Source organism: Methylomonas fluvii (assembly GCF_014850975.1).
GTDB lineage: Bacteria > Pseudomonadota > Gammaproteobacteria > Methylococcales > Methylomonadaceae > Methylomonas > Methylomonas fluvii.
On the sequence record NZ_JACXST010000001.1, the window covers coordinates 1475492 to 1497852 of the forward strand.

Here is a 22361-nt window from a genome sequence, read left to right on the forward strand (position 1 = left end):
TCTAATCACGAAATTATCACGGTGCCGGTATTTGGTGACAAATTCGCCCAACTTGCGGGCCGCGCGTGATAAAGATTTGACTCGGGCTGGAGGATTTGGCGATGAGCGTCCATGCACAATCTATCCGACCCCAAATTGATGGGTCATTTTCCTAACTGATAGAGGTTTATATGAACAAGGCATTAAAAAAATTAGCGCTGGCTGTGACATTACTGTCGCCGTTGGTCGCCGAAGCCCGGCCGGAACTTTACCAGGAAACCGCATATACGCTGTCCAATACTGCAGCAAACGCGGTATTGGCTTTTCGGTTGCACGCAGACGGGAATATGCAGCCGGCCGGTAGTTACCCGACTGGCGGTGCTGGAAGCGGCGCCGGGCTGGGCAATCAGGGCGCACTGGCGCTGAGTGAAAACCGGCACTACCTGTTTGCGATCAATGCTGGTAGTAATGATGTATCGGTATTTAGAGTACGTGATAACGGATTGGAGTTGGTGCACCGCGCCGCCGAACCGGGTTTGACGCCGGTCAGTTTAACCGTTGCTCACGATAGGGTTTACGTGGTTAACGCCGGCGACGATTCGATATTTGGCTACCGCTTCAACGCGCGTAGCGGCCGACTTTATCCGCTGGAGCAGTCCTATCGTAAATTGGGGGACGATGCCAGCGGCCCGGCGCAGATCAGTTTCGACCGCGACGGTGATGCGCTGGTGGTGACCGAGAAAGCCGGTAACAAAATTGTCAGCTTTACCCTGGATAATAGCGGTTTGCCGGATGAAAAACACAGCTTGGCCTCTGCCGGCAATACGCCGTTCGGGTTTGCCTTTGGCAAGCGCAACCGGTTCTTTGTTTCCGAAGCGCAAGGCGGCGCGGCCAACGGGGCTACGGTGTCTGCATACCGCTTGCACGAAGACGGTAGCGTGCAATTGCTGGACGGTGCGGTGGCGGTGGAACAAACGGCGGCCTGCTGGCTGACGACCACGCCGAACGGCAAATTCGCCTTCACTGCGAATACCCCGGCGAGTTCGATCTCCGCGTTTGCGATCGGTCGTAACGGCCAACTGGAGTTATTGCAGGCCCGCGCCGCCGACGAAAGCCGTCCCAACGATTTGGCGGTGTCCGACGATGGCCAACGTCTGTATAGCTTGAGTAACGGTGACCATAGTATGGGTGTGTACCGAATCGGTGCGGAAGGCGATTTGCAGGCTGTCAGCCGTCTGACCACCTTGCCGGCCGGCGTAACCGGACTGGTGCTGCGCTAAACTGAGTCCGGCTGCTTGTTGGGTGCCAAGCAGCTGGCTTTCTTATTTTTCTAGTGATTATGGAGTTGCGATGCCAATCAACCGCCGTGAATTTCTGACCGTGACCGGCTGCGTTGCCGCCGAGATGTTATTGCCTGGAGCGGCTAGCGCCGGCGTATCAGGCCCCGTCAAAGCGGTTGGCTTTGATGGATTTACCGTATTCGACCCGCGGCCGATCACCGCGCTGGCGGAGGCCTTGTTCCCCGGGCAAGGGCAGGCGCTGGCGCAAACCTGGCGCACCCGCCAATTCGAATACACTTGGCTGCGTACTTTAATGGGCAATTACGCGGATTTTTGGCAAGTGACCAGCGAGGCGCTGGAGTTTGCCGCGCGCCAACAGCAGGTGGAGATGAGTGGCGAAAAACGCGACCGCTTGCTGCAAAGCTTTTTGATGCTGGAGGCCTGGCCCGACGCCAAGGGGGCTTTGCTGGAGATGAAGGCCGTCGGGCTACGCCTGGTGTTTTTATCGAATTTCACGGCAGCGATGCTGGATGCTTGCGTCAAACATGCCGGTTTGGATGGTATGTTCGAGGAGCACCTGAGCACCGACCGGGTGCGCGCCTTCAAACCGGACCCGCGCGCCTATCAGATGGGCGTGACCGCGTTCGGCTTGCCGCGTGAACAGATCGCTTTTGCCGCCTTTGGCGGTTGGGACGCGGCTGGAGCCAAGGCCTTTGGTTATCCGACGTTCTGGGTCAACCGGCTGCAGGCGCCTTTGGAAAACCTGGGCATGGCCGCCGACGCCGGCGGCACAAGCTTACAGGCGCTAGCGGCCTTTGTATTGCCGGTCTCGGTTTGAGCTAGCGCATCACTTCCCGCTGTTTCAACGCGTCGTAGATGTCATCGACCGACTGGTTGCCAGCGTCGAAGCTTACATCGGCTTGATCGGCGGTTAGGCCAACGCACAGCGCAATCAGACCGGCTTGCTTGATGGCGTTAGCCAGGGCCGGATCGGTTTGTTCCAACACGGTGGCGACGTGGCCGGTGTCGAACAGCCGGCGTTCCAGGCGGTAAGCCATGGTGTTAGCGTCGGCGCCGGATAGCGCGACGATGGTTGCGGTTTGGCCGAAGCGGCTGGCGCGTTCTTCCGCGCTGACCGGTGCCCATTCGTCTTTGCTGGCATCGCCAACGATCATACCGGCACCGACGGTGACGTTGCTTAATCGGTCGATGACAATGAACGAACCGCTGGTTTTATTGCGCTTGTACGGATCGAATACCACCGGCGCATTGACAGCCACTGTGCATAGGCCGATTTCGTTTAATTTCAACTCGTCGGCATCGTGGTGTTCCAGGGTGTTGACGTCAATGCGGTGGTGTATCGTCGCCACCGAGCCGGACACGCTACGCGTCGCCAGTTTGATCACGTATTGGCGGCCGGGCAGCATGGCTTGTTCGGTCATCCAGACGATGGTGGCTTTAAATTTATCGGCCACGCTGGGCGCCGCCTGCTGTTGGCCCAAAATGACATCGCCACGGCTGATGTCGATTTCGTCTTCCAAGGTCAAGGTCACCGCCATCGCCGCGAAAGCCTCGTCCAGCTCGCCGTCGAAGGTGACGATGGATTTGATTTTGCTGGTTTTGCCGGACGGCAGGGCGGTGATCGCATCGCCTTTGTGAAACACGCCGGAGGCGACGGTGCCGCAGAAACCGCGAAAATCCAGGTTGGGACGGTTGACGTATTGCACCGGAAAGCGGGCGTCCGCGAAATTGTGGTCGCTGGCGATTTCGATGCTGTTCAGCAACTCCATCATCGGCATGCCGGTAAACCAGGGCATATTGGCGCTGGGGTTGACCACGTTATCGCCGTCCAAAGCCGACATCGGGATGAAATGCACATCCTGCAAATCCAGGGTTTTTACGAAGGCCAGATAATCGTCCTGAATCTTGCGGTAAGTGTCTTCGCTATAGCCCACCAAATCCATTTTGTTGATGGCGACGATGATGTGTTTCAAGCCTAGCAACGACGCGATGAAGCTGTGGCGTTTGGTTTGGGTTTGCACGCCATAACGGGCGTCGATCAAAATCACCGCCAAATCGCAAGTCGAGGCGCCGGTGGCCATGTTGCGGGTGTATTGCTCGTGGCCTGGGGTGTCGGCGATGATGAATTTGCGGGTTGAGGTGGAGAAATAGCGGTAGGCGACGTCGATGGTGATGCCTTGTTCGCGCTCGGCCTGCAAGCCGTCAACCAGCAAGGCCAAATCGATCTTGCCGGCGCCGGTGGTGCCGGACTTGACGCTGTCGGCCTGCACGGCGGCCAACTGATCTTCGTAAATCATTTTCGAGTCGTGCAGCAAGCGGCCGATCAGGGTGCTTTTGCCGTCGTCGACGTTGCCGCAGGTTAAAAAGCGCAATAGCTCTTTGCGTTCGTGTTGCGCCAGATAGGCGTTGATGTCGGTACTGATTAGGTCGGATTGGTGGGACATGGGGTTCCTAAATGCCTTATTTGTAATAAAAAGGTGCCGCGCTTTTAAAGCGCTTACTTGCAATGCTGTTTTAATAATTCGGCTAGTTCGTCACGACTCAATTGCCGGGTTGCCACACTGCTCACCCACTCGTAGAGCTGGGTATTGTCCATGGCCGGCTGTTTGCGATTGGCGGCCAGAAAAACCAGCATACAGGCCGCAGCGGCTCGCTTGTTACCGTCCAGAAACGGATGGTTATTGGCCAGCGAATAGCAGTATTGAGCGGCGGTTTGGAAAATGTCGCCGCTGTAGTGCCAAGTTTGCAGGGCTGCGCCGAGCGCCGATTCCAGCAAGGCTTCATCTCTGATGCCCTGCGTGCCGCCGAAGCGTTCTATCTGTTGCCGATGTATCGTCAATGCCAATGTTTTTGAGATAAAAAACAGTTCGGGCATGCTGTTACTGCGCTAATTTAGCAAAGGCGTCGGCATATTGATTCATCAATTGCTCGTGAATCTTTAACGCTTCTTCATCGTTAATGACTGTATCGGGCAAGGCTTTCTGTTGTTTCTGTTCCAAAAACAAGACGAAATCCAATACCTCGGCTTGTAGACGGGGCTCCAGTCTTACAAGGTGTTCTTGTATCTCTTCATGTAATTGCATAAGTCACTTTCAAAAGTAATGCCTATCGACACCACTGCTTTTCGCAGGGAATACCGTCATTGTTGCCGTCCATTTTGGTGTCCGGGCAATTATTGATGAAGTACCTCGCTTCCTCGCACGAGCTCATTTGCGAACAATAGACCCTGCCGTCGCAAACGAACTTTTGTGCATTACGCCCCGCGGAGCTGGCCGTTGGATTGTTCGCCTCTGGTTCCGGGCCGCTTTCGAAAAGGCCTTTAACTTTGTCGGTTAGTTTTGAGGAAAGCGGCTGTTCTGCGTTCACTTCCGCAAGTGGTTTTAAATCCGGTATCTTGCGATCCGCTTTGTGATCGCAAGCGGTATCTGAATAGACTACATGACCTTTTGCATCGGTACATTTATAAACACCGGCTAAGCTTTCTGCGGAGTAAAGCAGGATAAACAAGCACAAGATTTTCTTCACTATTCGTGTTTCCTCATTCGCTAACCGTGCAAGCGTTTAAAAGTAACCTTCGCGTTTCTTCTGTTCCATGGAGCCTGCCTGGTCGTGGTCGATCAAACGGCCTTGGCGTTCCGATGTCGTGGTCAGCAGCATTTCCTGGATGATTTCCGGCAAGGTGGTGGCGGTGGATTCGACTGCGCCGGTCAAGGGGTAACAACCCAGGGTGCGGAAGCGCACCATTTTCATTTCGACTTTGTCGTTGGGGCCGATCGGCATGCGCTCATCATCGACCATGATCAGCATGCCGTCTTTTTCGACCACTGGCCGTTCTTTGGCAAAGTACAGCGGCACGATGGGGATGTTTTCCAGATGGATATATTGCCAGATGTCCAGCTCGGTCCAGTTGGATAGCGGGAACACGCGGATGGACTCGCCTTTATCGACTTTGCCGTTATAGATGTTCCAGAGTTCCGGGCGCTGGTTTTTCGGGTCCCAGCGGTGGTTTTTATCGCGGAACGAATACACCCGTTCCTTGGCGCGGGATTTTTCCTCGTCGCGGCGCGCCCCGCCGAAAGCGGCGTCGAACTGGTATTTGTTCAGGGCTTGTTTCAAACCGTCAGTTTTCATCACGTCGGTATGCTTTTTACTGCCGTGGGTGAACGGGCCTATGCCTTGAGCGACGCCTTCTTCGTTGATATGCACGATTAAATCCCAGCCCAGGTCCTTGGTCAGGCGGTCGCGAAATTCGATCATTTCCCGGAATTTCCAGGTGGTATCGACATGCAGCAAAGGGAAGGGCGGTTTGCCGGGGAAGAATGCTTTGCGGGTCAGATGCAGCATCACGGCGGAATCCTTGCCTATCGAATACAGCATCACCGGCTTTTCAAATTCCGCCGCCACTTCGCGAATGATATGGATGCTTTCTGCTTCGAGCTGTTTCAGATGGGTTAATTTATAATCGGTCATCAAATATCCGGGGCGCACGGCCATGTTTGCGGTGAGGTATAAGCCCGGTATTTTAAAGGCAAACCCCCATCGACGCTATCGACAAAGCTTATGAGACAGATACATGGACTGGAAAAACTGGCCGGGCAACAGCCCGGTCGGCTCAATGCGCAAAGACTGGCCGAGCTGTTGTTGACCGATTTGCGCCAGTGCCGTTGCCACATTTACGGCACGATGGGCGACGACGACAAGGTGTTGCTGGCGGAGCTGGCTTTGTTGCCGGACAGCCTGGAATACGAAATGTTTGATCAGCGCATCGATTTGATCGTCGCTGGGCCGATACTGCGCAATGACTGCGTACCGTTAATTTATCGGCTGCAGGGTGAGCGATTTGCGCTTAGCGGTCGCTGCTCGATGATCGCCAGGGTGTGCGGCGTAGATTTGTATTTGCAGCGCAGTTATACCGGCGTGATTGGCGATGTCGCCAGGCAAAAATTCTCGATTCCCCTGAAACCGCTACTCGCAATGTTCTAGGGATTTGCTCGCAGCCCCAATAAAACCGGCAAGGCAACGGATCTGGGGTACCATGAGAGCTCGGGTCCCGCGCTTGGCGTGGGCCATTGGGCTGGATGGCGACGGAGTCAGGCAGATGAAATTCTATGATCGCAGTCGCAGCCTCTGCGAGTGGGAGCGTTTCGCGGAATGGCGCGAAAAAATGCGTCTGAGTCTTGCCGCACAAGAGAGCAATAAAGTGTCGCCGTTTCACTTGCTGTCGATCCCGGATGTGTCGGCTGCGGAACAGCGCTTGTGCGCCGATCTGTGGTTAAAAGACCGGATTGACGCCAGCGCCGATGAGCGCGCCGAACTGGCGTTTAGCTACGGCGTCAGCCAGCGGTCTAAAATTCGATTGGGCTATTTGTCCTGCGATTTTCACGAACATGCCACGGCTTTTCTGCTGGCGGAATTGTTCGAAGCGCATGATCGCGAGCAGTTCGAGGTGTATGCGTACTCCTACGGGCCGGACGACGGCTTGGGCATGCGTCAACGGTTGTGCGAGTTTTTCGACAGCTTTGTCGATCTGCAAGCCCTGTCTTTATCCGAAGCGGCGCAAGCCATTCATCAAGATAATATCGATATTCTGATCGATTTAAAAGGCTACACGCGTGGCACCCGCACCGAGATTCTCAGCTATCGGCCAGCGCCCATCCAAGTCAATTACCTTGGGTATCCTGGCACTTTGGGTGGCGATTTTTGCGACTACATCATCACCGATCCTTACCTGACGCCGGCCGCCAGTGCCGCTGATTACAGCGAATCCTTTGCCTACCTGCCCGATAGCTATCAACCGCACGGTCGGCATGCCGAGATCGGCAAGTCCACCAAGCGCGCTCAGCATGGATTGGACGAACATAGTTTTGTGTTTTGCTGTTTCAATCAGGCGTACAAGATCACGCCGGAGGTATTCGATATTTGGTGTCGGCTGTTGTACAGCGTGCCGGGCAGCGTGCTGTGGTTGCTAAAAAACGCCAAAGCCAAGGGGCGGCTGCGAAACGAAGCCTACCAACGTGGCATTGCGCCGGATCGCTTGATATTTGCCGATGATTTGCCGCAGATCGAACATTTGGGTCGCTTGGCCCTGGCCGATCTGGTATTGGATACCCAGCCTTACAATGCTCATACTACCGCCAGTGATGCCTTGTGGGTGGGGGTGCCAATAGTAACGTGCGTCGGCGATACCTTTGCCTCGCGGGTCGCGGGTAGCCTGCTGCATGCGATTGGCCTGCCGGAGTTGATTGCTGCTGATTTGGAAGGCTACTACGATCTGGCTCTGGCACTGGCGAGCAATCCAGCGCACTTAAAAGAGGTCCGACAAAAGCTGGCCGATAATCGCTTGAGCACGCCGTTGTTTGACATCCAGGCCTACACCCGGCATTTGGAGGCTTTGTATAAAACCATGTGGCAGCGGCATGTTGCCGGCGAACTGCCCACGGCGATTGGGCAAACCGAACCGCGCTTATAGTTGGCTATTCACCCAACGCGCGATGTCTTGCGCACTCAACGCACCGGCCTGTCTGGCAAGCTCCCGGCCACCTTTGAACAAAATCAGCGTCGGAATACTGCGGATATTGAAACGGGCGCTGAGCGCTTGCTCGGCTTCCGTGTCGACTTTACCCAAACGAATTCTGGGTTCCAACACTTGCGCGGCTTGGGCAAAGGCCGGGGCCATCATTTTGCACGGCCCGCACCAATCCGCCCAGAAATCCACCAGCAGCGGAATATCGTTGCGCGCCAGGTGGGTTTCAAAGCTTTTCGCGGTTAGCGCCAAGGGGTGGCCGGCGAATAAGGCTAGATGGCATTGCCCGCATTTTGGATTTTGCGACAAGCGGTTTGCCGGCAGGCGATTGACGGCTTGGCAATGTGGGCAGGCTAAATGTAGGGAGTCGCTCATATGGTGTTCTCAAATAGTAAGTGTCGGCGAATTTATTCGCCCGTCAAAATTAACCAACTATCGCCACAAACCGCCGACGCGCCAACGCGCCGGGCGGACAAGCACCCGGCTGCCGTAACCCGGCGCGATGAATGGTTCCTGCCAAAGCGTTTGTGGCCGGCTCGGGCTCAAGGCTTGCAGGCGGCGGACCCGTTCAGCGGTCGGCGGATGGGTGCGCAGCCAGGACGGTTCCGGATTGCCCCAGCCCGGCAGCAGTATCGACTTCCAACCGCCGCTGACTTGTTCGATATGCGCCAAGGCCGTCGCCAAACCTAACGGGTCTCCGGTCAGCGCCGCCGCATTCAAGTCGGCATCGTATTCGCGGATGCGCGATAAGCCCAACTGCATCAATAAGGCCAAATGCGGCGAAAACAACAGCAGTAACAAGCCGGGCCAATTGATTTGAAAACTGATTTCGCCGAACAACAGCAAGGGGATGGACAGCAGCAAGAACAACTGTCCGGTCGCGGCAAACAAGGCGGTAATTCGGCTAATCGCATCGGCCAAGCCCATCACCCGCAAATCGTTATTGGCGATATGCGCCATTTCGTGGGCCAATACCCCGGCCAGCTCCCGCGAGTTGAGTTGCTTGAATAAACCGTCGGTCAACGCAATCGCCGATTGTTGGCGGCTGCCGACCGCAAAGGCATTGATCAGTGGGCTGGGAATGTAATACGGTGCCGGAACGCTAGGCAGTTCGGCGCGCTCTGCTAACACTTGCAACATTTGCCACAGCGCCGGCGCTTCTTGCGGAAAAATCGGCCTTGCTTGGTAAAGACTTAGCGTCAAGCGCCAGGCCGCTGCCGGTTCGAAGATCAGCGCAAATACGCCGGTCGCCAAGGCGATCCAGATGCCTTCTTCTCCAAACAAAAGGCTGCCGGCCAAGCTACAGATTGCCAGCAGCGCCGACATTAACAGCAATGTTTGCAGCCGGTTAAGCCAGCTATGGCGATGCCATTCGATAGTTTGCATGGTTACTCCAGTCCGGCCCGGCGTAAACGGCGGCGCAAATCGTCGATCTCTTCCTGCATGTCCGCGACCAATGCCGCTAGCTCGGGCAGGGCTTCGAAATTACGTTCCAGGCTAACGATACGCCGCACCCGCACCAGATGCGCGCTGGAAAAGCGCCATTCACTTTGCTGTTGCGGCAACGGATTGAGCCAGCCTTCTTCGATATGCCGGGTAATCCATTCCGGTTCCACCGCGCAGATGGCCGCCAGTTGCTGCAAAGTCAGGCCGCTGTCTTCCAGAACGGCGTCGATCAAGTTCTCGGCTGATGACATGCTTTAGCTCCTGTGCTGAGCGCGCGGGTCGAAAGCCAGTTCGCGCGCCATGGTTTCATAAAGTGCCTTGGCTTTGGCCGTGTTGGCCGGCGGTAATAACACCTGAATATCCAGCAACAAATCGCCAGGCGTCGCGCTGGGGATGCCCTTACCGCGCAGCCGCAGTTGCTGGCCGCTTTGCGTGCCTTCCGGGATGCGTACTTTTAATCCGGTATCGAATAAATTCACCGGCACCATTCCGCCAAGCGCCGCTTCCCAAGGCGTGACTGGTAAGCTCATATGCAGATTGCTGCCGTCCACCCGCAAACGCGGATGCGGATTGAAATGCACCTCCAGCAGCAAGTCGCCCGATTTGCCCTTACCCATGCCAGGCGCGCCCTGGCCGGCCAACCGAATGATTTGCCCCTCGTAGACGCCCTTGGGGATTTTTATATTCAAGGTGCGGGTGTCCAGCACCACATGGCCACTAGCGTCCATGCGCGGCACGCGCAAGCTGATTTGCCGGGCCGCGCCGTTAAAAGCGTCGGCTATATCCAGCAGCACTTTGGCGTGATGGTCCTCGCCTGGGGCGTGGAAGCCGGCTTGGCTTTCGAATGGCCCGCCGCGCCCCCGGCCAGCACCCATTTTGCCGAATAATTGGCTGAAAAAGTCGCCGAAATCGGCCGTGTCGGTGCTGGAAAACTCGAAGCCGGCATCCCAATTGGGCGGGGGGTGAAATTCCTGGCCGGGCCGATAACTGCGCCCGAGCTGGTCGTAGGCCGCGCGCTTTTCGGTGTCCGAGAGTACCGCGTAGGCTTCGTTGATCTCTTTCATGTGCGACTCGGCATCCGCTTCCTTGGAAATGTCCGGATGATATTTGCGCGCCAGCTTGCGGTAGGCTTTTTTGATGTCAGCAAGCACCGCGTCGCGATTGACACCGAGAATTTGATAATAGTCTTTGTATTGCACGTCATGCCTCCTGTGACCGACGTTGACCAAGCTAAATCCAGTCTGCACCCGGCCCTGATTTAGGTTCGGGCTAAGTTTGCCGAAGCTCTCTGAGAAGAGCCTTCCGACTAACTCTAGGCAAACGCTGTTTAAGGCCCCAGTTAATAACGGTTTTATAGCGGATTGCCTGGAGCGCGACAATCTTAAATAAAACCGGCCAAGTCAAGATGCCTGAAAAAATGGTGGTGCGCTCGTGCAAAAATAAGAGGCTTTGCCCGGCGATTATTTTTCGGAAGAACCTGAAATCGTTGATTTCAAAACCATCTTACTGACAATTATTTTATCGATTTGATAAGATATAACTTCTTGGGGGTGACATGGCTTCGACGTGGGTAGCAAAACCTCAGGTGCATGCCGAGCACAGTACAGCTCGTAAAACCTACTGAAAACAAGTATTCGCAAACGACGAAAACTACTCAGTGGCCTTAGCAGCTTAAAACCTGCACCACTTCTCTGACCAGATGTACTTATGCGTCTGGAGTCTCCTTCGGGAGGCGCTCAGGGATCATATTACATAAGATCGCGCCAGGGCTTAGTTCGGAGCCTGAATCGCTAAATCCAATCGAAATCGCTGTTGATCCTCTTGGCCCGACGGGTAGTCAACAGTTAAATTAAAAGCGCGGGATAAGCATGTAGAGCTTGTGGCGGAGTGCTTGCGGACGGGGGTTCAATTCCCCCCACCTCCACCAAGTAAACTATTGAAAAATAAAGAAATGTCTATTTATTTTTCGAAACATTGGCGGTAAATTGGCGTTTACTACAACCAGTAAACGCCAATAATCGGCATATTCCGAATTATCAGTACCTTTCCCAATCGTTGATCTGTTGAATGTTTGACGATCCATTTAGGCACAACCTAAATTCATAACGAAAAATCTGTGCAAAAACAGCGCGGGCGAGGAGGAGTGATTTTTGGTCTTGTCCGATTTGATTTTTTAAGGATTATTAATGTCTGTCTTCAGTAGATCTATTTTGCTTATCTCGACTGTAATTGCCGCTTCGAATGCTTACGCGGTGGATGAATCAATGAAGCTTATCGGCGTTACAGACTTCAAATTCACCCTTAGAGACAAACCGGCTGTATCAATTCATTTTGGCGAGAGCGATACAAACCATTGCAGCGCAACAGTTCAGCGTTCAAAAGTGAAACAGGGATACACTGTTTCATCATCTAAACGCAGCAACGCCGACTTTTCTATTGAATGTAATTGGGACGGAAATTATTTTGTCGAGTCATCAAACCACCTGACCTTCACCGACTTCTCGATTGTTACGTTAGACAAAAAGAGCAAAACCGCATCCATCATGGTTTCTTTCAAACTATTGGGATTACCGTCTAATACATACCTGGAACGACACGACGTTATCGTGCCGATATCGGGAAAACACTTCCAAAGTCTTACCATGAAATAATATCAAGCCGACAACCGGTTAACAGCACCGGCATACTCAGCTTGACCCATTTCGCAACCTACAAAGCGGCGTCCCAGTTCCACGCACGCCAACACCGTAGATCCTGAACCGACAAAAGTATCCAGCACCACATCGCCTGGCCTAGAGCTAGCCGAAACAATATGCCGCATCAACTCCAAAGGCTTCTCGCACGGATGCTTTCCTGGGTACCACTGCACCGGCTTGAAGTCCCACACGTTTGTAAACGGCACGTCCTTAGTTACTGCGAAATGCCGCTGCTGTAGTTTGACGGCTTTGTATTCGGAAAACAGTTCATCGTAGGCCTTAAGCCTATTGCCGAACATCGCATTCATCGTGTCGTAATGTGCGCGGCTGGGCATGCTCCATTGCGATCGATCAAACCAATGGCCAGACATCTGACACCCGCACGCCTGCTCGATTTGTTTACGTGATACGCCAGACGTCTTCCTAGTCTGATCAAGGTGTAACCTGATAGGCTCGAAAGCAAACGGCAAACGGCAAGCGCTTGCGGCTTTCGGCGAAGATGATGTGCTCTGTTTGCGGGAAATAACGACGCAATGATTCCTTACGGCAGCCATTGTGCCGGCCGCTGGGCTTACGCCAGACGATATGGTTTAGAATCCGGAAATGCCTAGCGACAGCTAATTCAACTTGCGTCCCCAAATGGGGTCCAGCGAATAAATACATAGAACCGGCTGGCTTCAACACCCTGTGGTACTCGACCAGCACGGTATCCAGCCAGGCAAAAAACTCGGTTGGATTGCGCCATTGGTTATCCCAGGCGTTGTCTTTTCCTGGCAAACCCAACAGCCGTTTACAGCAATATCGTTTGACGGACCAAGGCCGAAATTTACTTTGACTTCATTGAGCTAATAAATACCCTCATTAAATGGACAAACACCCTAACCAAGTCTAATTGGCTGAATAAGATAGTCATGTGACCGTCAGCCATCCGCCACCAATTCAAAAGACCAACTCGTTAACAGTTGGTCTTTTTTTTGCCTGCCATTTAGGGTTTATGCGGGTTCCAGATTTATGCAACAAAGCCGTATAGAACATGTAATTACCACTTTCGGGTGTAAATGGGTATATTTATGGATAATGGGTGTTATTGGGCGTAAGATTGGGCGCATGATAAATTCTGCCACCATCCAGATTACCCCGGAGATTCTTGGCTTAATCGCCAACATTGATGAGTTCAAAGGCGCCTGGCGTGCATTGGGCACACTGGCGCCTGATCGCCTTTCCGCATTGCGACGAGTCGCAACGATTGAAAGCATCGGGTCATCCACTCGCATTGAAGGCAGCAAATTATCCGACCGCGATGTTGAGCGCTTGTTGTCGAGTTTGCAGATCAAGACCTTTACCACACGAGACGAACAGGAAGTGGCGGGTTATGCCGAAGTCATGGATTTGATAATTGCTTCCTGGGCGGACATCGCGCTGACCGAGAACCACATCAAGCAATTGCACCGCGACCTGCTGGTCTACAGCGAAAAGGATGCCTGGCATCGAGGTAACTACAAATCGTCCTCCAACAGCGTGGTTGCTTTTGACGAAAACGGATTGCAACTTGGCGTGGTATTCGAAACCGCTACGCCCTTTGATACCCCAAGATTAATGACCGAATTGGTTACGTGGATTCAGGAAGAACGCAGTTCAGCGCGACTGCATCCGTTGTTATTGATTGGTTTGTGGGTAGTTATTTTCCTTGAAATCCATCCTTTTCAAGATGGTAATGGCCGATTGAGTAGAGTGTTGACCACATTGCTGCTTTTACAAGCAGGTTATAGCTACGTGCCTTATAGCTCGCTGGAAAGCGTCATCGAAATGAACAAGGAAGCCTATTATCTGGCGTTAAGACAGACCCAGGGAACGATTCGGACCGAAGCGCCGAACTGGCAACCTTGGCTTTTGTTTTTCTTGCGTTCGCTTGCCGAGCAAATGCGTCGCCTCAACAAAAAAGTAGAGCGTGAAAAATTGGTTCTGGCGCCGTTGCCTGAGCTATCGCTGCAGATTGTCGAATTTACTCGAGAACACGGTCGCATGACGATGGCAGATGCCATCAGACTAACTGGAAGTAGTCGAAATACCCTGAAACAACATTTCAGGGCGCTGGTTGAGCAGAGGCACCTTAATCAACATGGTAGTGGTCGCGGTGTTTGGTATGAGCTTCGCTGATCCAAAATGAATCTCGGTTCAATTGCGAAATCGGGAATTGAACCACTTGCCAAACCAGCCGGCGAAACCTGCGTAAAAACAGCAGATTTCTGGCATTTCAAAAGGCCATCAAAACCACTTCCTTAACAAACCCGCAAATCCCGGCATCCTTTTGCAATCGCAGAGTGGAAGCAGTTTGTCGCGGGTGGGGCACCACCACCAAATTATCAAAGCCCAACTGGTCTCAGTTGGGCTTTTTTATTGCCTGTTACTGTGGGTTCGTGCGCGGCGTGTTGGTCCTGTGGGTTTCGGCATCGGGTACAAATTAATTCGCTCTTGGGTTTGAGTCAACTTGGTGCGTATTTTTGTGAACTCCAACGGGAAGTTCGTCCTTTTGGTGCGTCGCGCCGCTATTTGGCTTAGGAGGCAGTGAGCAATTTTGCTGGCGAGAAAATTGCTGGCAAATCGGCAGGTCTCAACTGAAGGCGCGTCAAAATGTCCGTATTGCTGGTTAACTCGTTTCTCGGTCGCTTCAAGCTAAAAAATAAATTTGCGCTGATATTTACGCTGATTGTTTTGGCCGGCGCGCTGCCCTTGGCTATTTTCGTCAATGCGGGTCTGTCAATTTCCGGGCCACAATGGTTGGTGATAGTCTCCGTTAATCTGGCTTGGATAGTGGCGTTGTCAGCATTTTATTCTTCGCTATCGGGTGCGATTGCGGCATTGATCGGCGCACATAGGCAGTTAGAGCGTGGCAACTTCAATATGCGTCTACAGCTTACCGGTCAGGATGAGCTGTCGCAGTTGTATAGCGGTTTTAACGAAACTGCCAAAGCCTTGGGTCGGCGCTTAGGCGATGTGCATGCGTCAATTCAAGAAGTGACTTATGCCGCCGACCAACTCAACCAGGGTGCCGGTTTCGTCGCCGAAAAACTCGATAACCAACGCGAAAGAACCACGATGATGGCGGCGGCCATCGAACAAATGTCGGCCAGTATCATGGGCGTGGCGGGGCAATGCCGGGACGCAGAGAAAATATCGTCGACCACGCAGCAGCTTTCTCAGCAAGGCCATCGCGCCATCGAAAGCTTTATCGCCGATATGAATGCGTTGTTTGGCGAAATTCAGGACTTGGCTCAATTGATGCAAAATCTGGAATTGCATTCCCAGCAGGTTGCCAGTATCTCGGAAGTGATTAAAGCCATTTCCGATCAGACCAACCTTCTGGCTTTGAATGCGGCGATAGAAGCGGCGCGAGCCGGAGAATACGGTCGCGGCTTTGCGGTGGTAGCCGACGAAGTACGTTCGCTGGCAAAAAGGGTGCGACAGTCTGCCGAGGAAATAACCGGTACCACCGAAGCCGTCCGGGAAAAAATTCATCTAGCCGTCCAATCCATCGCCGCTACTCGGGATCAAACGGAACAAGGCATTAACAAAGCGTTCGAAGTTGAGCAATCGCTGGCCGAGATTCGGCAGTATGCGGATCAAGCCTTAAATAACGTAACGATGATAGCAACCAGTGCCGAACAGCAAACCCAGGTAAGCCGGGAAATCGGCCGCAACATCGAGACGATTGCGCACAGTGTTGAACAAAACAGTAACGCGGCCCAGGAATCAGCTGAAATAGCCAGGCATTTGGCTAAATTGGCGCAAATCGTCGCTCATTAACCAATATAAAGGGGAATTAGACGTGCCCGATTATGTTTCAGTATTGTTTTTATTGGCGGCGGTGATCGCCAGTACGGCGGCATTTATGTGCTATAAAAACCGCCAGACGCGCCTTGAGCATCTACGTGGGCAACTGCATTGCCTGGAAATTACCGGCGCTTTGAAAAACCTATTGACGCAGATACAACAACATCGCGGCATGGTGAGCGCTTATTTGAACGGCGATCTGAGCTTTAAATACAAAATCACGGTATTGCAATCCGACATTGATCGGCAGCTCGATCAGCTTTCCGGGCAGTTCAAGCGGTCGCCGGAATCGTTGCAGTCGTTCGTTGAAATTCGCGATGCCTGGAAACAACTACAGCCTTCCGTGTTGCATCTGACCAAGGAAGCAAGTTTTGAACGGCACTGTCTATTGGCCGGTACTATTCTCAATTTGATTCGAGATATAGCGGAACATAGCCAATTACATCAGGAAAGTATTTGTCCGTTCAGCTTTATAGAAATTCTATGGCATCTACTGCCGGACACCGCGGAGGCGATAGGTCAGGCGCGGGCTATCGGCACCGGCATGGCGGCGGCCGGCCGCTGCCGGATCACCGATAGGATCAAGCTGGGTTTTCTGATTACCCGTATCCGTCAGGCCATCGAACGGGTTGAAGCCGGCATGGGCAACGCGAACATATCCATGGTTGCCGATAACAGCTTTCAGCAGGCTTCGGCTGCGGTTCATGTGCATATCACCGGTTTTATTAGTCATATAGAGCAAAAATTGCTGACCGTGGATAAGCCGGCGATTGATCCAACGACTTTCTTTGACACCGCCACGGGGACATTGAACAGTATTTTTGCGCTTTACGATCAGGGCGAAGTGATTACAAACCATGCCCTGCAAAACCAACTTGCAAGTGCCAGACGACGTAGCAATCAGTCTATCGCGATTGTGTTGGTGAGCTTGGTATTTTTAACGGTTTCGCTGGTTTTGACGCATGGGGTCGCTTAACCGGCGAGACCAAGAGCCACGCTTTGGATGGAGGCAATTTACCTTTAGGGGGCTGTAGTACAAAATAAGCGGTGTCATTTCGAATTGCTTTGCTTAAATTAAGCAGTCTATGTCCACTTTTTAGGCAAGAATCCTGGAAAAGGCAGGATGTCAGCGCGCTTGGCCAACCTAGGCAAGACCCGTTTGTTGCGCTATGGTTAGGTCCGATTTCCTCCGGCGCCCTATAGCTTCGCGTATAGCGGGTCGGCCGAATAGCACAAAGCAATTATCAATCGTCGCTAACCTAAACGCCCACGTCCATCCCCATTCCCCGACACAATGGCTCAACCACCCGACAGAATCCGAGCCAAGTGCCTGTGCATCGACATTGAAACCGCCCGGCAGGATAGCTTGCGGCTGCGGGAAATTGGCGCGTACCGGCCGGATACCGATGCGCGCTTGCGCTTATCCGGTAAAGCAGCCGATCTGACGCAAAAGCTGGATCAGATCAGCGAAGGCGCGGCGTTTGTGTTGGGACATAACGTGATTGCTTTCGATCAGCCGGCTTTATCCGTGCTGCATCCCGATTTGGCGCTGCACCGCTTGCCTTTGGTGGATACGCTGGAGCTGTCGCCGGTAGCCTTTCCACAGAATCCCTATCACCGCCTGGTCAAGGACTACAAGCTCTGCACCACCACCCGCAACGATCCGGTTCGCGACGCGGAATTGGCTTACGAGCTGTTTCTGGATCAGGCCGAGGCCTTGCGCCTGCGGGTGGCGGAATATCCCGATGAAGCGCTGTGCCTGCATTTTTTATTAGCACCGGAAAATGGCAAGGGCGTGGCGAATTTCTTCGCGACTTTGCGCGCGGCGCTAAGGCCATCTTTGGGCGATGCGCAAGCCGCCTGGCTACGGGCTACCGGCGGCAAGGTGTGCAGGGCCGGGCAGCAACGCATCGTCAACGACTATTTGCCGGAGCCGGATTGGCACAAGCCGCTGGCCTACGTACTGGCCTGGCTGAGGGTTTCGGGCGGCAATTCCGTATTGCCGCCTTGGGTGAGTTTGGCCTTTCCAAAAACTAGAGAGTTGATCGCCATTTTGCGTGATGTGCCGTGCGGTGATGCCGAGTGCGAGTGGTGCCGGGAGCAGCACGATCTGTCGCAATTGCTGCCGCGCTATTTTCCGGGCATCACGCAGTTCCGGCCAACACCAACTACCGAGGACGGCCGCTCTTTGCAGCAAGTCATCGTCGAACACGGCTTTGCCGGTACGCCGACGCTGGCGATTCTACCCACCGGCGGCGGCAAGTCCTTGTGTTATCAGCTGCCAGCGCTGGCGCGGTTTTATCGCAACGGCAGTTTGACGGTGATTATTTCGCCGCTGCAATCCTTGATGAAGGACCAGGTTGATAACCTGGAAGCGCGCGGCATCACTTGCGCCGGTTACATCAACAGCTTGCTCAACCCCACGGAGCGGCAGATGATGCTGGATAAGTTGCGCTTGGGCGATTTGGGTTTGATTTTTATCGCACCGGAACAATTCAGAAGTACGGCGTTTGCAAAGGCTTTGCAGCATCGCGAAGTCGGTGCCTGGGTGTTCGACGAGGCGCATTGTTTATCCAAATGGGGCCATGATTTTCGCCCGGATTATTTATACGTATCGCGCTTTATCAAGACCCGGCAAAAAGACAAACCGTCGCCGGTGTTTTGTTTTACCGCCACCGCCAAGCCGGACGTGGTAGAGGATATTGTCGAGCATTTTCGCAAGCGCCTGGGCATTTCGCTGGCCTGTTTGACCGGCGGCGTCAGTCGGGAAAACTTGCAGTACGAAGTGCATGCGGTGCCGGCGCAAGCCAAATACCCGGAAGTGTTGCGTTTGCTGGAGCAAAGCTTGCGCGACGCCGGCGGCGCCATCGTGTTTTGCGCCCGGCAGAAGACCGTGGAGGAAATGGCCGAATTTTTGAAACAGGCCGGCCTGGATTGCGGCTACTTCCACGGCGGTATGCAGCCCGAGCAAAAGCGCCAGGTGCAGGAAGCCTTTATCGCCGGCGAACTGCGCGTCATCGCCGCCACCAATGCCTTCGGCATGGGCGTGGATAAGGCCGATGTGCGGCTGGTGATTCATTTGGACACGCCGGGCTCCTTGGAAAATTATCTCCAGGAAGCCGGCCGGGCAGGGCGCGATCAAGATCTGGCGCGCTGTGTGTTGCTGTATGACGATACCGATCTGGATGTACAGTTTCGCTTGCTGCGCAATTCCAGACTGACGCAACATGATATTGCCGCCATTCTAAAAGCCTTGCGCGGGATCGAACGCAAGGATCGCAGCGAAGGTTCGGTGGTGGTCACCAGTGGCGAAATCTTGCTGGAAATCCCGGACAAGCACGGCATCGATCCCGACGCCGCCGATGCCGACACCAAAGTCCGCATCGCCGTGGCCTGGCTGGAAGAGGCGCGTTTGCTGGAGCGCCAGGAAAATCATACCCGCGTATTTCCGGGCAGTTTGCAGGTGGCCAGTATCGATGAAGCCAGATTGTTGCTGCAGAAGAAACTGGGGCCGAATGCCGACATTGAGCCCTACATCGTGCTGCTGTCGCAATTGTTTTATAGCGAAGATGACGAAGGCATCAGCACCGACGATTTGATGCTGGCCACCGGCCGCAATTCGCACGAAGTGCAGAGCATGTTGCGGGATTTGGACCGGTATAAACTGGTATCCAACGATACCGAAATCGGGGTGACGCTGTACCGAGACCCCGATACCGCCGACAGGCTGGAAGACTTGCGCAAGCTGGAAGACGCCTTGATTGCCAGCCTGCGCGAGGCCGCACCGGATGCGGATCGCGAGCAATGGCAGATTTTGAATGTGCGGCGGCTGTGCGATACCTTGCGCCGCGACGCCGGCGTGGAATTGACGCCGGACAAATTGACCCGCTTGATGAAATCGTTTGCCGAAACCTTTGGCGATGGCAATGGTCTGCGCGGCTTTTTTGCCTTACGTCCGGCCGGTCAGGACAATCGCTATCTCAAATTGCTACGTAGCTGGCAGGACATCGATACCATCCGCCATAAACGCATGCGGTTGGCCCAGGCCTTGTTGAATTACTTTCTAGCAAAACGCCAGGGCAATAACCTGCTGGTCACTTGCAAGCAGGGCGATTTGGAAGCGGCTTTGCAAGCCGATCTGACTTTGCAGGATCTGGATGTGCGGGATTGGCAGGTGGCCTTGGCGGCGGCGCTGATTTATCTGGACAGCAACGAAGTTTTGCATCTAGCGCGAGGCAAGGCGGTGTTCCGCGCGGCGATGAGCATCCAGCTCAATGCCGAAGCCCGGCGCCGGCAGTTTAAAAAATCCGATTACGCCGAGCTGGCTTTGCATTACAAGGACAAGATCATCCAGGTGCATGTGATGGCGGAATATGCCCGGCTGGCGCTGGGTAAGATTCAGGCGGCGATGGCGTTTATCGTCGATTACTTTGGTATGGACAGGCACGAATTCGTGCGCCGCTATTTTGCTGGCCGTCAGGATATTTTGGAAATGGCGACCACCGAAGCTGCGCATCGGCGCATCCTCACCGACCTGCAAAATCCAGAACAACAAGCCATCGTCGCCGCGCCGCCGGAAGGCAGTCAACTGGTGCTGGCCGGCCCCGGCTCCGGCAAAACCAAGGTGATTGTGCATCGGGTGGCCTGGTTGCTGCGCGAATGCATGGTGTTGCCGGAAGACATTATGGTGTTGAGTTATAACCGCTCGGCGGCCGTCGAAATCCGCAAGCGTTTATGGGCATTAATCGGTGCCGATGCCGCCGGGGTGACCGTACAAACCCTGCATAGCCTGGCGATGCGGCTGACCGGTACCAGCTATGCGGTAGCCGCCGAGCATGGCGAACAAGTCGACTTCAAGGCGGTATTTAAATCCGCCACGGCTTTATTACTGCAAGCGGAGCAGGGCGACGAGCTGGGGTCGAGCATCCAGCGCGACCGCTTGCTATCCGGTTTGCGCTATTTGCTGGTGGATGAATATCAGGACATCAACGCCGAGCATTACGAATTGATCAGCGCGCTGGCCGGCAGGGCTATTAGCAGCGAGGAAGACAAATTGTCGCTATTGGCGGTGGGCGACGATGATCAAAATATTTACGCGTTTGACGGGGCGAATGTGCGCTTCATCAAGCAATTTGCCACGGATTATCAGGCCAAAACCTACTATCTGATTGAAAACTATCGCTCCACCGCGCAGATCATTCATTGTGCAAACCGGGTGATTGCGCCGGCGCGGGAGCGGATGAAAACGCAACATGCCATCCAAATCAATTATGCGCGCCGGGATGCGGCGGAAGGCGGCGAATTTGCCGAACTGGATAGTTTGACGCAAGGTCGGGTACATATTCTGGAAACGCCGGGGCCACTGCACGGCGAAATCGAAGTGGCGCTGGCCGAGCTGATGCGGCTGAATAATTTGGCGCACTCGGGCCAAGCCAGTCATTGGGGCCGGTTTGCAGTGATCGCTAGGCATTGGGAAACATTAGAGCCGCTCGCCGAATTATGCCGGTTGCAAGGCATTGCGGTGCGCTTGCTGCGCGATAGTGCTTTGCTGAATTTGCATGGCACACGGGAAGGCTATGGCCTGCTGGCTTTGTTGAACAAGCCGCGGGCTAACTCTGGTAAATCTAGAGTGTTACTGCGCTACGGGACCTTGTCGCGCTGGTTTAAGCGCCGCTACCGGCAGGCCGTGGATGAGCTGATCGAACATCCTTATCGCGCCACGCTGGCGCAATTTATCATCGCTGCCGAGACTGTCACGCCAGGCTGTCAGCATGTGGTTAGCAACCTTGTCGAAGCGCTATACGAATTCGGTACCGGTAGCCAGTCCGGTGAAAACCATAGCCGGCATGCGCCGCTGCTGCTATTGACAGCACATCGAGCCAAGGGCTTGGAGTTCGATCATGTCCTGATTCTGGACGGTGGCGGCTGGCAGCAAAGCAGCGATGACGAGCGGCGGCTATTTTACGTGGCGATGACGCGCGCCCGCAAAACCCTGACTATTTGCGCCAGGCAGGGTGGGCGGAATGCTTTTATCCGAGACTGCGAGGCGCTTTGCGTTAAAACCCAGCCCCAATTCAGTCGCGAAGTTCCAGCGTTGGGGCAACGTACTTGGGTGGCCGATTTGGAGCAAGTTGTGCTGTCATGGCCGGGGTATTTCGCGCCGGATAAGCCTATTCATGGGGCAATTGCCGCCTTGGAGGTTGGCTGCGAGTTGAGATTGCGAGCCAGAAGCGATGGGCAAAGCGGTTGGGAGCTGGCGGATTTAAACGGCATGACAGTCACTCGGATGGCCAAGGCTTTTACGCCGCCAACCGGCAGGATAGTGACGGCGCGAGTTGCTGCCATTTCGGTTTGGCATAAAACTGCCGGCCATACCGAAAATCTGCGTTGCGAGCAGTGGGAACTGGTATTGCCTGAAATTTTGTATATGCCAGCCGATAAGGTTCCAAGGTCGTGATTTAACAACCTCGGGAGTCTGGAAGCCACTGCCTTATGTCGTCAAGCCGTTCGTGCTGAGCCTGTCGAAGCATGATCGGCTTGAGCGCGGGAAACCGAAATTTTTCCGGTCTCCCTTAAGGTAATACC

Annotated in this window: 20 protein-coding genes and 1 other RNA gene; 10 read left to right on the forward strand and 11 right to left on the reverse strand. The window is 54.2% G+C overall.

Going from position 1 to position 22361, the window contains the following annotated elements; genetic code table 11:
• Positions 1 to 170 precede the first annotated feature (170 nt).
• Both EBB_RS07085 and EBB_RS07090 read left to right on the forward strand, forming a co-directional pair.
• Entirely contained in the window at positions 171 to 1259 is a 1089-nt protein-coding gene (locus tag EBB_RS07085; protein ID WP_192393069.1) for a lactonase family protein, read from the forward strand.
• A gap of 70 nt (positions 1260 to 1329) precedes the next feature.
• A complete protein-coding gene (locus EBB_RS07090; protein ID WP_192393070.1) occupies positions 1330 to 2097 on the forward strand; it encodes a haloacid dehalogenase type II in 768 nt (255 codons plus the stop codon).
• A gap of 1 nt (position 2098) precedes the next feature.
• On the opposite strand, the gene cysN is transcribed toward EBB_RS07090, so the two are convergent.
• Genes cysN through cysD form a run of 5 tightly spaced genes read right to left on the reverse strand, consistent with a single transcriptional unit; the run spans position 2099 to position 5750 of the window.
• Positions 2099 to 3724: a sulfate adenylyltransferase subunit CysN gene (cysN, locus tag EBB_RS07095; protein WP_192393071.1), complete on the reverse strand. Its 1626-nt coding sequence runs from the start codon at positions 3722 to 3724 to the stop codon at positions 2099 to 2101.
• Between the two features lie 53 nt (positions 3725 to 3777).
• Positions 3778 to 4155 (reverse strand): type II toxin-antitoxin system death-on-curing family toxin, encoded by a 378-nt coding sequence (locus EBB_RS07100; protein ID WP_192393072.1) that lies wholly within the window; start codon positions 4153 to 4155, stop codon positions 3778 to 3780.
• Between the two features lie 4 nt (positions 4156 to 4159).
• Positions 4160 to 4363 (reverse strand): hypothetical protein, encoded by a 204-nt coding sequence (locus tag EBB_RS07105; RefSeq protein ID WP_192393073.1) that lies wholly within the window; start codon positions 4361 to 4363, stop codon positions 4160 to 4162.
• Positions 4364 to 4385: 22 nt separating this feature from the next.
• Positions 4386 to 4805 carry an excalibur calcium-binding domain-containing protein gene (locus EBB_RS07110; protein WP_192393074.1) on the reverse strand — a complete coding sequence of 140 codons (420 nt, stop codon included), beginning with the start codon at positions 4803 to 4805 and terminating at the stop codon, positions 4386 to 4388.
• Positions 4806 to 4841: 36 nt separating this feature from the next.
• Positions 4842 to 5750 (reverse strand): sulfate adenylyltransferase subunit CysD, encoded by a 909-nt coding sequence (cysD, locus tag EBB_RS07115; RefSeq protein WP_192393075.1) that lies wholly within the window; start codon positions 5748 to 5750, stop codon positions 4842 to 4844.
• A 90-nt stretch (positions 5751 to 5840) separates the two neighbouring features.
• On the opposite strand from cysD, the gene EBB_RS07120 reads away from it, so the two are divergent.
• A complete protein-coding gene (locus EBB_RS07120) occupies positions 5841 to 6263 on the forward strand; it encodes a hypothetical protein (protein ID WP_192393076.1) in 423 nt (140 codons plus the stop codon).
• 115 nt (positions 6264 to 6378) lie between these two features.
• Positions 6379 to 7749, forward strand: a complete 1371-nt coding sequence (locus tag EBB_RS07125) for an O-linked N-acetylglucosamine transferase, SPINDLY family protein (protein ID WP_192393077.1) — start codon at positions 6379 to 6381, stop codon at positions 7747 to 7749.
• On the opposite strand, the gene trxC is transcribed toward EBB_RS07125, so the two are convergent.
• From trxC to EBB_RS07145, 4 genes are read right to left on the reverse strand one after another with little or no spacing between them, the layout of a single operon-like run.
• Entirely contained in the window at positions 7744 to 8178 is a 435-nt protein-coding gene (trxC, locus tag EBB_RS07130) for a thioredoxin TrxC (RefSeq protein ID WP_192393078.1), read from the reverse strand. The genes EBB_RS07125 and trxC overlap by 6 nt on opposite strands.
• 57 nt (positions 8179 to 8235) lie before the next feature.
• Positions 8236 to 9189, reverse strand: a complete 954-nt coding sequence (locus tag EBB_RS07135) for a zinc metalloprotease HtpX (protein WP_192393079.1) — start codon at positions 9187 to 9189, stop codon at positions 8236 to 8238.
• 2 nt (positions 9190 to 9191) lie between these two features.
• Positions 9192 to 9500 carry a chaperone modulator CbpM gene (locus EBB_RS07140; RefSeq protein ID WP_171696580.1) on the reverse strand — a complete coding sequence of 103 codons (309 nt, stop codon included), beginning with the start codon at positions 9498 to 9500 and terminating at the stop codon, positions 9192 to 9194.
• Positions 9501 to 9503: 3 nt separating this feature from the next.
• Positions 9504 to 10448 carry a DnaJ C-terminal domain-containing protein gene (locus tag EBB_RS07145; RefSeq protein WP_192393080.1) on the reverse strand — a complete coding sequence of 315 codons (945 nt, stop codon included), beginning with the start codon at positions 10446 to 10448 and terminating at the stop codon, positions 9504 to 9506.
• Between the two features lie 347 nt (positions 10449 to 10795).
• On the opposite strand from EBB_RS07145, the gene ssrA reads away from it, so the two are divergent.
• Positions 10796 to 11176: a transfer-messenger RNA gene (ssrA, locus tag EBB_RS07150) on the forward strand.
• 259 nt (positions 11177 to 11435) lie between these two features.
• Positions 11436 to 11900 carry a hypothetical protein gene (locus EBB_RS07155; RefSeq protein ID WP_192393081.1) on the forward strand — a complete coding sequence of 155 codons (465 nt, stop codon included), beginning with the start codon at positions 11436 to 11438 and terminating at the stop codon, positions 11898 to 11900.
• 2 nt (positions 11901 to 11902) lie between these two features.
• Here the strand turns inward: EBB_RS07155 and EBB_RS25790 are convergent, their stop codons facing one another.
• Positions 11903 to 12280, reverse strand: coding sequence for a DNA methyltransferase (locus tag EBB_RS25790; RefSeq protein ID WP_223146807.1), 378 nt, complete (start codon positions 12278 to 12280; stop codon positions 11903 to 11905).
• A 97-nt stretch (positions 12281 to 12377) separates the two neighbouring features.
• Positions 12378 to 12722: a DNA methyltransferase gene (locus EBB_RS25795; RefSeq protein ID WP_223146808.1), complete on the reverse strand. Its 345-nt coding sequence runs from the start codon at positions 12720 to 12722 to the stop codon at positions 12378 to 12380.
• 234 nt (positions 12723 to 12956) lie between these two features.
• Between EBB_RS25795 and EBB_RS07165 the strand changes: the two genes are divergently transcribed.
• From EBB_RS07165 to EBB_RS07180, 4 genes are all read left to right on the forward strand, one after another.
• Positions 12957 to 14102: a Fic family protein gene (locus EBB_RS07165; protein WP_223146809.1), complete on the forward strand. Its 1146-nt coding sequence runs from the start codon at positions 12957 to 12959 to the stop codon at positions 14100 to 14102.
• Positions 14103 to 14576: 474 nt separating this feature from the next.
• Complete coding sequence (locus tag EBB_RS07170; protein ID WP_192393083.1) at positions 14577 to 15749, forward strand: methyl-accepting chemotaxis protein; 1173 nt, start codon at positions 14577 to 14579, stop codon at positions 15747 to 15749.
• 22 nt (positions 15750 to 15771) lie between these two features.
• The gene (locus tag EBB_RS07175; protein ID WP_192393084.1) at positions 15772 to 16752 is read left to right on the forward strand and encodes a nitrate- and nitrite sensing domain-containing protein; all 981 of its coding nucleotides are present in this window, start codon (positions 15772 to 15774) and stop codon (positions 16750 to 16752) included.
• A gap of 318 nt (positions 16753 to 17070) precedes the next feature.
• The gene (locus EBB_RS07180) at positions 17071 to 22233 is read left to right on the forward strand and encodes a RecQ family ATP-dependent DNA helicase (protein WP_192393085.1); all 5163 of its coding nucleotides are present in this window, start codon (positions 17071 to 17073) and stop codon (positions 22231 to 22233) included.
• The last annotated feature ends 128 nt before the right edge of the window (positions 22234 to 22361 follow it).